Annotated in this window: 11 protein-coding genes; 3 read left to right on the top strand and 8 right to left on the bottom strand. The window is 65.1% G+C overall.

Going from position 1 to position 12,260, the window contains the following annotated elements:
- Positions 1-59: 59 nt before the first annotated feature.
- Entirely contained in the window at positions 60-320 is a 261-nt protein-coding gene (gene grxC, locus FAZ97_RS01265) for a glutaredoxin 3 (RefSeq protein ID WP_042270085.1), read from the bottom strand.
- Positions 317-742: a rhodanese-like domain-containing protein gene (locus tag FAZ97_RS01260; RefSeq protein ID WP_042270087.1), complete on the bottom strand. Its 426-nt coding sequence runs from the start codon at positions 740-742 to the stop codon at positions 317-319. Before FAZ97_RS01260 ends, grxC begins: the two co-directional genes overlap by 4 nt.
- 200 nt (positions 743-942) lie before the next feature.
- Between FAZ97_RS01260 and gpmA the strand changes: the two genes are divergently transcribed.
- The 3 genes from gpmA to FAZ97_RS01245 all read left to right on the top strand — a co-directional run bounded on the left by gpmA (position 943) and on the right by FAZ97_RS01245 (position 4,582).
- The gene (gene gpmA, locus FAZ97_RS01255) at positions 943-1,692 is read left to right on the top strand and encodes a 2,3-diphosphoglycerate-dependent phosphoglycerate mutase (RefSeq protein ID WP_158756822.1); all 750 of its coding nucleotides are present in this window, start codon (positions 943-945) and stop codon (positions 1,690-1,692) included.
- A gap of 367 nt (positions 1,693-2,059) precedes the next feature.
- A complete protein-coding gene (locus FAZ97_RS01250) occupies positions 2,060-3,643 on the top strand; it encodes a S41 family peptidase (protein ID WP_158756821.1) in 1,584 nt (527 codons plus the stop codon).
- 177 nt (positions 3,644-3,820) lie between these two features.
- On the top strand, positions 3,821-4,582 hold the full coding sequence (locus FAZ97_RS01245) for a HesA/MoeB/ThiF family protein (protein ID WP_158756820.1): 762 nt from the start codon (positions 3,821-3,823) through the stop codon (positions 4,580-4,582).
- Between the two features lie 85 nt (positions 4,583-4,667).
- Here FAZ97_RS01245 and ptsP read toward each other — a convergent pair whose 3' ends face one another.
- From ptsP to FAZ97_RS01215, 6 genes are all read right to left on the bottom strand, one after another.
- Entirely contained in the window at positions 4,668-6,407 is a 1,740-nt protein-coding gene (gene ptsP / locus FAZ97_RS01240) for a phosphoenolpyruvate--protein phosphotransferase (RefSeq protein ID WP_158756819.1), read from the bottom strand.
- A gap of 213 nt (positions 6,408-6,620) precedes the next feature.
- A complete protein-coding gene (locus FAZ97_RS01235; RefSeq protein ID WP_042270095.1) occupies positions 6,621-6,890 on the bottom strand; it encodes an HPr family phosphocarrier protein in 270 nt (89 codons plus the stop codon).
- Between the two features lie 86 nt (positions 6,891-6,976).
- Positions 6,977-7,561: a PTS sugar transporter subunit IIA gene (locus FAZ97_RS01230; protein WP_158756818.1), complete on the bottom strand. Its 585-nt coding sequence runs from the start codon at positions 7,559-7,561 to the stop codon at positions 6,977-6,979.
- 457 nt (positions 7,562-8,018) lie between these two features.
- Positions 8,019-8,972: a glutathione synthase gene (gshB, locus tag FAZ97_RS01225; protein WP_158756817.1), complete on the bottom strand. Its 954-nt coding sequence runs from the start codon at positions 8,970-8,972 to the stop codon at positions 8,019-8,021.
- A gap of 101 nt (positions 8,973-9,073) precedes the next feature.
- Positions 9,074-10,363: a glutamate--cysteine ligase gene (gshA, locus tag FAZ97_RS01220; protein WP_158756816.1), complete on the bottom strand. Its 1,290-nt coding sequence runs from the start codon at positions 10,361-10,363 to the stop codon at positions 9,074-9,076.
- Between the two features lie 403 nt (positions 10,364-10,766).
- Positions 10,767-12,260, bottom strand: a complete 1,494-nt coding sequence (locus FAZ97_RS01215; RefSeq protein WP_158756815.1) for an ammonium transporter — start codon at positions 12,258-12,260, stop codon at positions 10,767-10,769.

Here is a 12,260-nt window from a genome sequence, read left to right as displayed (position 1 = left end):
CCGCAGGGCTATCGGGCTGCAATGCGGGCTGCAAATCAGGCTATGAACCCGCCTCTACCTCAGGCGGCTTCGAGCAGCGGCATCAAGCCGCCCGCACGGTCGAGCGCGGAGAGGTCATCGTAACCGCCCACGTGCGTCTCGCCGATGAAAACCTGCGGCACGGTACGCCGGCCGGTGCGCGTCATCATCTCTTCGCGCCGCGCCGGGTCCCGGTCGATCAGCACTTTCTCGATGTGTTCGACGCCGCGCGACTTTAAAAGACGCTCGGCCATCTGGCAATACGGACACACCTGGGTGCTGTACATGACCACTTTGCTCACTTCGAACCTCCTTGTTTCACGACCGGCATTCCGGCCTGCTGCCAGGCGTTCACGCCGCCGTCCAGCACATGGACCTCGGCAAAACCGGCGTCCTTCACCAGGCGCAGCGCCTTGTGCGACTGCTGGCCCGTCTGGCAGACCAGCAACACCGGGTTGCTCTTGTTCTTCACGAGCTGGCCGATTTTCGTCTCGAGCTCGCCAAATTCAACCTGGCGCGCCGACGGCAGATGGCCCTTCGCGAATTCACCCGCGGGACGCAGGTCGACCACCACCGCATTGCGGCGGTTGATAAGCTGCGTCGCCTCGGCGGTCGAAACGCCGCCGCGGCCGCCGCGCTTGAGCGTCGGCCACAGGAGCAACCCTCCTGAGATGAGGACGATCGCGATGAGTACAAGGTTGATGTAATTGGTGAAGAACGTCACGGAGGGTCCGCCGGAAAAAGGGAAAATCGGAGAAATCGTGCGAAATCGGATTCGGGCAATCCGCTCATTATAAAATAACCGTTTGTCGCAGGGTTACCGCCCCCCAGCCCGGGCGTGCAGCCCAACGGACTGGACTGCCGCCACGGCGTTGCGTCTCCCGTCCCCGATTACCGCTTCCTTCACTACCGACCGGCATCCTCATGTACAAACTCGTACTCATCCGCCACGGCGAATCGACGTGGAACAAGGAAAACCGCTTCACCGGCTGGGTGGACGTCGACCTCACCGAGCAGGGCAACCGCGAAGCGCAGCAGGCAGGCCAGCTGCTCAAGGAGTCCGGCTACACGTTCGACATCGCCTATACCTCGGTGCTCAAGCGCGCGATCCGCACGCTCTGGCACGTGCAGGACCAGATGGACCAGATGTACCTGCCCGTGGTCCACTCGTGGCGCCTGAACGAGCGCCACTACGGCGCGCTTTCGGGTCTGAACAAGGCCGAAACGGCCGCGAAGTTCGGCGACGAGCAGGTGCTGGTCTGGCGCCGCAGCTACGACACGCCGCCGCCCGCGCTCGAGCCGACCGACTCGCGCACGGCGTACAACGACCCGCGCTACGCCAAGGTGCCGCGCGAGGAACTGCCGCTCACCGAGTGCCTGAAGGACACGGTCGCGCGCGTGCTGCCGATCTGGAACGAGTCGATCGCACCGGCCATCAAGGCAGGCAAGAAGGTGGTGATCGCCGCGCACGGCAACTCGATCCGCGCGCTCGTGAAGTACCTCGACAACATCTCGGACGACGACATCGTCGGGCTGAACATTCCGAACGGCGTGCCGCTCGTGTATGAGCTGGACGAGAACCTCAAGCCCATCACGCACTACTATCTGGGCGACGCCGAAGCCATCGCGAAGGCGCAGGCCGCCGTGGCGAACCAGGGCAAGAAGGCGGGCTAAGGGTCCGCGTTTCCCCGCATCGGCCTCATCGTGGCGATGCCTGGCCGTGCCTGGTTCACGGGCCTGGTCTATTCAGGCAGCCGCCGGTCCATCGGATCGGCGGTCCCCCCGCGATTGGTTGCACATTCCCCTTTTCCGCTTTTTGGGTCCTGGCTGGCAAGATTGTCAGCGCCCTGCCAGCACCGCGCCAGAACCGTAACAGGACCGCATTAACGGCACACGGTTTGCGAACCAGGCGTCGGCCGCACTGTCTTAGTCCCATCGTACGCGCCTTATACACAGCCACGGCGGGTGTGCAGTTATACTTGTCCGTCGCTTTTCCAATAGACGCTGCCACGCGCCTTATCGACCGCACGCAACATACTCTATGCGAAAGAACCTGAAAAACATCGGCCTGATCGCCGCTGGCCTCGCGACCGGCGTATTTGCCACCCTGCAGATTTCCGCCGAGGCGCAGCAAACCCAGCAGACGGTCGTCGAACCGCTGCCGCTCGACCAGCTGCGGCTCTTCGCCGAAGTGTTCGGTCAAATCAAGCATGAGTACGTCACGCCAGTCGACGACAAGAAGCTTCTCACCGCCGCCATCAAGGGCATGGTGTCGAGCCTCGACCCGCACTCGTCGTATCTCGACAAGACCGACTATCAGGAGCTCCAGGAGCAGACCAAGGGTCGCTTCGCGGGCCTTGGCATCGAAATCTCGTCGGAAGACGGGCTGATCAAGGTCATCTCGCCGATCGAAGACACGCCCGCGTACCGCGCCGGCATCCGTCCGGGCGACCTCATCACGCGTATCAACGACAAGCCGGTGCGCGGCATGACGCTCGACCAGGCCGTCAAGCAGATGCGCGGCGACCCGGGCACCAAGGTCACGCTCACGATCTTCCGCAAGACCGACGACCGCACCTTCCCGCTCACCATCACGCGCGCCATCATCAAGGTGCAGAGCGTGAAGTCGAAGATCCTGCAGCCGGGCTACGCGTATATCCGCATCACGAGCTTCCAGGAGCGCACGGTCCCCGACCTCGCGCAGAAGCTGCAGGATATCGCGCGCCAGGAGCCTAACCTCAAGGGCATCATCCTCGACCTGCGCAACAACGGCGGCGGCTTGCTGCAAAGCGCCGTGGGCGTGGCGGGCGCGTTCCTGCCGCCGGACTCGGTCGTCGTTTCGACGAATGGCCAGATCCCGGACTCGAAGCAGGTCTACCGCGACACCTACGAGAACTACCGCCTGCCGTCGTTCGATGGCGACCCGCTCAAGGGCGAGGCGGCCGAGTTCAAGACCGTGCCGATGATCGTGCTGACCAACGCGTACTCGGCCTCGGCATCGGAAATCGTGGCGGGCGCGCTGCAAGACTCGAAGCGTGCGCTCATCGTCGGCAAGACGACGTTCGGCAAGGGCTCGGTGCAGACCGTGCGCCCGATGACGGCCGATACGGCGCTGCGCCTGACCACGGCGTACTACTACACGCCGAGCGGCCGCTCGATCCAGAACAAGGGCATCCGTCCTGACATCGCGGTCGACCAGTACTCCGACGGCGATCCGGACGACGCACTCGTCACGCGCGAAGTGGATTACCAGAACCACCTCGCCAACACGCAGGATCCGGACGAGAAGAAGGAGCAGGAAGTGCGCGAGCAGGAGCGCATGGACATGCTGCGTCAACTCGAAGAGCAGAACGACAAGAAGACGCCGGAGCAGCGCCAGAAGGATCGCGAGCGCAAGCCGGTCGAGTTCGGCTCTACCGACGACTTCATGCTCCAGCAGGCGCTGAACAAGCTCCAGGGCAAGGCGGTGACCGAGTCGAAGTCGCCGATGGAGCGCCGCCTCGCGCAGCAGAAGCCGCCGACCTCGGCTTCCGCGCCGATCGCCGTGAAGCCGGCCACGCTCATCATGGCGCCGGCTCCGGGCTCCGCTGCCGCGCCGGCCTCCGCTCCGGCTCCGGCCAAGTAACACGCTGTCCCCGCCTCGCGACCGGCGCGTCTTGTGCGCCGGTCGCGGGGCCGCCCCTCCTTCAGCCGCTGGCGTCGTTACAATAACGGCACGGTATTTCCCCGGCGCGCGCTTCCCCATTCAGGGCCATTCAGGCTCTCGAGGTCCATCGCAGCGCCATCGAGCAAGCGCATCGCGATGAACGACGACCAACTCCTTCGCTATTCCCGCCATATCCTCGTCGACGAGATCGGCATCGAGGCGCAGCAGCGCTTTCTCGACGCGCATGCGATCGTCGTGGGCGCGGGTGGCCTCGGCTCGCCGGCGGCGATGTATCTCGCGGCCTCGGGCGTGGGCACGCTCACGCTCGTCGACAACGACACCGTCGATCTCACCAACCTGCAGCGGCAGATCATGCACGAGACGGCGTCGGTGGGCCGCGCGAAGGTCGAGTCGGGCCGCGATGCCATCGCGCGCCTGAATCCCGAGGTGAAGCTGAACGCGCTGCAAACGCGCATCGACGATGCGTGGCTCGATACGCACGTGCCGGGCGCGACGGTCGTGCTCGACTGCACCGACAACTTCGCCACGCGCCATGCGATCAACCGCGCGTGCGTGAAGCACGGCGTGCCGCTCGTCTCGGGCGCGGCGCTGCGCTTCGACGGCCAGATCAGCACGTTCGACTTTCGCGACGACGCCTCGCCGTGCTACGCGTGCGTGTTTCCCGAAGATCAACCCTTCGAGGAAGTGGCGTGTTCGACGATGGGTGTGTTCGCGCCTACGGTGGGCATCATCGGCGCGATGCAGGCGGCCGAGGCGCTACGCGTGATTGGCGGCATCGGCGCGCCGCTCGTCGGGCGGCTCATGATGCTCGACTCGCTGCGCATGGAGTGGAACACGATGCGTGTGGCGCGCCAGCCGGATTGCCCGGTGTGCGGCGAGCGGCACCGGCACGCTTGAAGCGCTCAAGAGCCAGGACACAAAAAAGCCCCGGACATGCCGGGGCTTTTTGCATTTGCGCGTCCGTGCGCGTACGTGCAGATCTTCAGGCTTGCGCCACACGCAGCAGCGCCGCCTGCAGCTCCTCGGGCTCGTAGGCGGCCAGCACTTCCGACACCGGCTTTTCGAGCGTCTTGAGTTGCGAGCGCAGGATCTCCTGCTTCACCACGAGCAGCTGGCTCGGATGCATCGAAAACTCGGTGAGCCCCATGCCGAGCAGCAAGCGCGTGAACGCGGGGTCCCCCGCCATTTCTCCGCACACCGAAACCGGCACGCCTGCGCGCTTCGCCTCGCGCAGCGTATGCGCGATCAGCTGCAGCACGGCCGGATGCAGCGGGTCGTACAGGTCGGCCACCGCGTTGTCGGCCCGGTCGATGGCAAGCGCGTACTGGATCAGGTCGTTGGTGCCGATCGAGAGAAAATCGAGACGGCGCAGGAACATCGGCAGTGCGAGCGCCGCCGCCGGAATCTCGATCATCGCACCGACCTGGATGTTGGGATCGTAGGCGAACCCGGCGTCGTCGAGCTGGCGCTTCGCCTCGCGGATCAGATCGAGCGTCTGATCGATCTGCTGCGCGTGCGCGAGCATCGGAATCAGGATCTTGACCGAGCCGAACGCCGAAGCGCGCAGGATGGCGCGCAACTGTGTGAGGAACATCTGCGGCTCGGAAAGACTCCAGCGGATCGCACGCAGCCCGAGCGCGGGGTTCGCGGCCGTCTCAAAGCCGTCGCTGCCGCCCATGGCGTCGAGCGGTTTGTCCGCGCCCACGTCGATCGTGCGGATCGTCACGGGCAGCCCGTTCATGAGTTCCACCGCGCGGCGGTAGGCCGCGAACTGCTCGTCCTCCTCCGGCAAGTGGTTCTTGTGGTTCATGAACAGGAACTCGGTGCGAAAAAGGCCCACGCCCGTCGCGCCCGAGTCGAGCGCGGCCTGCGCGTCGTCGGGTAGTTCGATGTTCGCGTAGAGCTGGATCTTCGCGCCGCACAGCGTTTGCGTGGGCGAGAACTTCAGGCGCTGGAGCTTGCGCCGCTCGAGCGCCATCTCGCTTTGCCGGTAGGTGTACTCCTCCAGCACGATGGGCGCGGGATCGACGATCACGACGCCATGATCACCATCGACGATGATGAGATCGTCCTGACGGATCAGCGCGCTCGCCTGCTGCATGCCCACGGCCGCCGGAATGCCCAGACTGCGCGCGACGATGGCCGTGTGCGAGGTGCGCCCGCCCAGATCGGTGACGAAGCCCTGGAACGTTTGCCCCTTGAACTGCAGCATGTCGGCAGGCGCGATGTCGTGCGCGACGACGATCATCTCGTCGCAGCCGCCGTGCAGCGACGGGGGCATCGCGCCCGCGAGCGACTTCAGCACGCGCTCCACGACCTGTTCGATATCGGCCTTGCGCTCGCGCAGGTATTCGTCCTCGACGTCGTCGAAGTGGCGCGAGAGGCGTTCGAGCTGTTCGGTAAGCGCCCACTCCACATTGAAGCGGCGCGTGCGGATGAGGTCGATGGTCTCCTGCACGAGCATGACGTCGTTCAGGATCATGAGGTGAACGCCGATGAACGCGCCCATCTCGGAAGGGGCGTCGGCGGCGAGGTCGGCGCGCAGCGTGTCGAGCTCGTGCTCGACGGCCTTGAGCGCCACGCGAAAGCGCTCGATTTCGTCTTCGATCTGCGCGGGCTCGATGAGGTAGTGGTCGACGTCGAGCGCAGCCGGGGCGATCAGATACGCTCGCCCGATGGCAATACCGCGTGATACGGGAATTCCATGCAGCGTGAACGGCACGCGCACCTCCTCTGGTTATTTGATGCTGCGGCAAACCGCTGCAATGCGCTCTCTCAGACCCCGGCGATGATTATAAATTCCGGCGCGCCCAAATGTGGCCATGCGTACCTGTTCGCGCCTTTCCGCGGCATTTTGCTGCAGTGCCCGGCGCACCAACGAAAACGCCGCGGCGAACCGCGGCGTTTCGAGCAAGGTGCAACGATCGTGCGCGTCTTACTGACCTTCGCCAAACTTATCGGCGATCAGCTTGAGCAGCGCGCTCATGGCGTCGGCCTCGTCCGGGCCTTCGGTTTCGATCATCACCGTACTGCCGATACCTGCCGCCAGCATCATGACCCCCATGATGCTCTTGGCGTTGATGCGGCGGCCGTTGCGGCTCATCCAGATTTCCGACTGATAGTTGCCTGCGAGCTGCGTCAGCTTCGCCGACGCCCGCGCGTGCAGGCCGAGTTTATTCACGATGGTCGTTTCTTGTTGCAGCATAGGTCGATCCGGACGCAGTGTGTGGAAGTGTGACTGGGGTCTTTCGGTGTGCCTTGTTTTTTTCGCTTCGGTGCCGCGCCGCCGGTTCAGGCGGTGCCGGCCGGCCTCAATACGCCCGCCGCGACGCCGCCTGTGCAAGCCGCGCCCAACGTTGCGGCGGCCGATTGGCTTGCCCCTTGGCCTGCGGGCTGATTTGCGGCGTGCTTTGTCGTGTCGGCAGCGCTTTCGGCGCAGGGCGTGGGCGGACAGCCGCATTCGCTCGCCGCTGCCGCAACGGGCGGCATGGTCGGCCCGATGGTCTGGACGCCCTTGCTCGCGCCAGCAAGCGCTTTTTCGACGAGCGTGTCGAGCGGCGTCGCACGGTAGCACACGGCACGCACCAGCATCGGCAAATTCACGCCGGCCAGCACGCGCACCTCGGGCACCGTGGCGAGGCGTGCCGCAATGTTCGACGGTGTGGCGCCGAACATGTCGGTCAACACGAGCGCGCCGTTGTCTTCGCGCAAGCGCTCGATCTCCGAATTGGCCTTGGCGACCACCTCGGCCGGGTCGCTGTCGGGGAGCACGTCGAGCGCGCCGATACGTGCCGGACAACCGCCATAGATATGCGCGATGCACTCGCGTAGCGCGGTGGCGAGCGGTGCGTGCGCAATGATCAGAATCCCTGCCATGTCAGCTTGACTGCAAAAAACGGCTCAGGTTGATGCCCGGACGACTTGTCGATCGCGTCCTGCCAGCGCCGAACCTGCGGCCAGCCGTGGGCTCGCAGGGTCGGAACACGCGCCGCGCGGCAGCCAGATCGTCTGTGTGACGCCGGCTTGCCAGCCCGGAACGCGGGCTCGCGGCATTGTAGCAGGGTCATTTTCGCGCACACGAGGCGGTTTTGCTCACAGCGGCGACAGATGTCGCGCGCTGTTCACAAGCGCCGGGCGCGTGCGCAACCTTTCGTGGTCCGAAACTGCCCGCCAGTCGAGGTCTTGTTGGAGCGCCCGCCCTGCAAGGCGCCCACAGCGCGCAGATGCCGCCATACATGCGGCTTTCAAGCCCGCATTCCAGGTGCGGGATTCAAATGCGCTCTGGCCAACGTTTGGGAGCGCGAGTCAGCGGAGCCAACCCGGTAGACGCCATTCAGGCCGCGGCACGCTCCAGCGCGTCGATAAACATGGCGGCCACGTCGAAGCCCGTCTGCTCCATGATTTCGCGGAAACACGTCGGGCTCGTGACATTGACCTCGGTGAGCCAGTCGCCGATGGCATCGAGCCCTACGAGCAGCAGACCGCGTGCCGCGAGCGTCGGGCCGAGCGCCTTCGCGATCTCCAGGTCGCGCGCCGTGAGCGGTTGCGCGACGCCCAGTCCGCCCGCCGCCAGATTGCCGCGCACTTCATTGCCCTGAGGAATGCGCGCAAGCGAATACGGCACCGGCTCGCCGCCGATCAGCAGAATGCGCTTGTCGCCGGCCTTGATCTCGGGGATGAACTTCTGCGCCATCACACTGCGCGCGCCGTCGTGGCTCAGCATCTCGATGATCGAGCCGAGGTTCATGCCGTCCGCCTTCACGCGGAACACGCCCATGCCGCCCATGCCGTCGAGCGGCTTCAGGATCACGTCCTGATGCGCTTCGTGGAACTTGCGCAGACGCGCCGCGCTGCGCGTGACGAGCGTGGGCGCGACGAATTGCGGAAATTCGCCGATGGCGAGCTTTTCCGAATGATCGCGAATCGACTGCGGCTTGTTGAAGATCTTCGCGCCCGAGCGCTCGGCGATCTCCAGCAGCCACGTGGACGTCACGTACTCCATGTCGAACGGCGGGTCCTTGCGCATGACGACGGCGTCAAAGCCCGTGAGCGCGCGCGAATCGGGCGAATCCTTGAACCACGTTTCACGATGCAGGTCCGCCGTATCGCCGACGATCTCGAAGCGCCGCACGTCGGCTTCGACCTGGCCGTTCACCCATGCGAGGTGCTGCGGCTCGCACGCGAAGAGCGTGTGGCCGCGCTTCGCGGCCTCGGCCATCATCGCGTAGGTCGAGTCCTTGTAGATCTTGAACCGTTCGAGCGGATCGGCGATGAAGAGAATGTCCATATCGTCCCTGCGTTGTCCCTGGTGTCATGACGGCAACGCCCGCACGGGGCGGGCGCTGCGTTGAATTGTCCGAATAATGACGGACGCGGTGTGGGTGCCGGTCAGACCTGGATCGCCTCGGGGTCGGTCTTCTCCAGCTCGACCGAGGCCGCCAGCAAGCCGAGCCGCGCCACCACGCCGTACATGTAAAAGCGGTTCGGCGGCGCCGCACCCGCTTTCGCGCGCGTGTCGGGCAGCGCCGTGTGCTCGAAGCCGAGCGGCACGAAATGCATGCCCGGCGCGTTCAGGTTCTGGTCGCGCTCGCGGCTGCCGTGCGCGCGGTAGAAGCCGCCCACCACGTAGCGGTCGATCATGTACACGACCGGCTCGGCCACTTCGTCGCCGATATGCTCGAACGTGTAGACGCCTTCCTGCACGATCACGTCGTGCACTTCGAGCCCGTCCTTCGTGGCCGACATCTTCGCACGTTCGCGCTTCGTGAGTGCGGCGACCTCCGAGGCGTCGTGCACCGTCATCACGCCGCGGCCGTCCGTGCCGGCATCGGATTTGATGACGACGTAGGGCTTTTCGGTGATGCCGTACTCGCGATACTTCTTCGCGATCTTCTTGAGCACGACGTCGATGGCGGTGGCGAGCTGCTCTTCGCCCGTGCGCGCCTCGAAGTCCACGCCTTCCACGTGCGCGAAGTACGGATTGATCATCCACGGGTCCACGCCCACCATCTTCGCGAACTTTTTCGCCACGTCGTCGTAGCAGGAGAAGTGCGTGGACTTGCGGCGCACCGCCCAGCCCGCATGCAGCGGCGGCAGCACGTACTGTTCGTGCAGGTTTTCGAGCACGGGCGGAATACCGCCGGAAAGATCGTTATTCAGCAGGATCGAACACGGGTCGAAGTTCTTCAGCCCGAGGCGGCGCTGCGAACGCTCGAGCGGTTCGAGCACGATCTTCTGGCCGTCCGCGAGCGAAATCGTCACCGGCCCGGCGATGGTTTCGTCGAGCGTGCCGAAGCGTACGTTCAGGCCCGCCTGGCGCATGATCGTGGCGAGACGCGCGACATTCTCCAGATAGAACGCGTTGCGCGTGTGCATCTCCGGAATCACGAGCAGGTTCTTCGCGTCCGGGCAGATCTTTTCGATGGCGGCCATGGCCGCCTGCACGGCGAGCGGCAGCACTTCCTGCGGCAGGCAATGGAAGGCGCCGGGAAACAGGTTGGTGTCGACGGGCGCGAGCTTGAAACCGGCATTGCGCAGGTCGACCGAAGCGTAGAACGGCGGCGTGTGCTCCTGCCATTCGAGGCGGAACCAGCGCTCGATGGCCGGCGTCGCGTCGAGAATCCGCTGCTCCAGTTCGAGGAGCGGACCATTCAACGCCGTAACCAGATGCGGGACCATAAGGGGTGACTCGCGGACGAAATGCTTTGATTGTAGGGAAACCGGTCGTTTATCTGGGGACGATTACGGCAGTTGCAAGACGGGCTTGCCCTCATGAATTCCCGTCATGAAATCCCTTACGCGCTGCAGGGTCAATCGCCGGTTGCGCCCGCGAGGATATTCACGCCGGATATCCATTCTGGACCGCCCGCGCCGCCCGGCGCAATTGGGCACACGGATTGAAGGGGCACTATGCGAACGCGCGCGCGGCCCGCTTATTCCCTCGCGCGTCGACCGGCGCGCGCGGACCTCGCGCCAGCGCGCAAGGCCAAACGCGGGCCGAAAAAGAAAAGGGCCCGCCAAAAAGGCGGGCCCAGGTCGCTGCTTGCTGCCCTGCTAGATCAAACCGTCGAGAACGGCGCGTTTATTCCACGCGCTCGCCATGCAGAACCACGTCCAGACCTTCGCGCTCGTCTTCTTCCGACACGCGCAGACCCATGACCATGTCGATCACCTTCAGGAGGATGAAACTCACCACGCCGCTGTAGATGAGGGTCGTGAGCACGCCCTTGGCTTGCAGGATGACGCTGCCATCCGCACCGCCGATGTCCTTCACTGCGAACACGCCGGTCAGAATCGCACCGATGATGCCGCCGATGCCGTGCACGCCGAACGCGTCGAGCGAGTCGTCGTAGTTGAACTTGTGCTTGAGCCACGTAGCCGACCAGAAGCAGACCACGCCAGCCACCACGCCGATCACGATCGCGCCGAGCACACCGACGAAGCCCGATGCCGGCGTAATGGCCACGAGACCTGCCACTGCACCCGAAGCGATGCCGAGCACCGATGGCTTACCCTTGGCGATCCATTCAGCGAACATCCAGCCGAGTGCTGCGCAAGCCGTAGCGATTTGCGTCGTGAGCATCGCGAAGCCGGCACGGCCGTCAGCCGCCACTGCCGAACCCGCGTTGAAGCCGAACCAGCCCACCCACAGCATGGCTGCACCCATCAGCGTGAGCGTGAGGTTGTGCGGAGCCATCACTTCGCGGCCGTAGCCAACCCGCTTGCCGAGCACGAGGCAGCACACCAGACCCGCGATACCGGCGTTGATGTGCACGACCGTGCCGCCTGCGAAGTCGAGGATGCCGGCGCTGGCGAGCCAGCCGGTCGGTTCCCAGACCATGTGCGCGATCGGCGAGTAGACGATGATCGACCACAGCGACATGAACACGAGCATCGCCGAGAACTTCATGCGGTCGGCAAACGCGCCGGTGATGAGCGCCGGGGTGATGATCGCGAACGTCATCTGATAGACGAAGTACACCGTCTCGGGGATGGTCGGCGCGAGATGGCTCACGGTGAGCGTCGTCGCCTTGTCGCCCTTGATGTAGTTCATACCCTCAAGGAAGATGCGCGAGAAGCCGCCGATGAACGAGCCGCCCGGCGTGAACGCGATGGAGTAGCCCACCACCGTCCAGATCACCGTGACCACGCAGGTGATCGCGAAGCTCTGCATGAGCGTGGCCAGCACGTTCTTCTTGCGGACCATGCCGCCGTAGAACAGCGCGAGGCCCGGGATCGTCATGAACAGCACGAGCGCGGTGGAGGTCAGCATCCACGCGGTGTCGCCGGAGTTGATCTTCGACGAATCGACCGAGAACGGCGCGGTCGGTGCGGCGGGCGCGGCGGCTGCAGCTGCCGATGCGTCTGCGGGGGCGCTGGCTGCGGCTGCCGGTGCCGAAGCGGCGTCGGCGGCGGGCGCCGAAGCCGGAGTGGCGGCCGTTGCGTCAGGCGCCGAAGCGGCGGCCGCCGGCGCGGAGGCCGCGGCGGGCGCGGATGCGTCGTCCGCAAGTGCGGCGCCGACGCCGCCGGCCAGCAGCGAGCCAGCCATCATCAGGGACATCAAAAGTTTGCGCAT

The organism is Paraburkholderia acidiphila (assembly GCF_009789655.1).
Lineage (GTDB): Bacteria > Pseudomonadota > Gammaproteobacteria > Burkholderiales > Burkholderiaceae > Paraburkholderia > Paraburkholderia acidiphila.
Note: the sequence above shows the minus strand (reverse complement) of the source record. Positions and strands in the feature narration are given on the sequence as shown.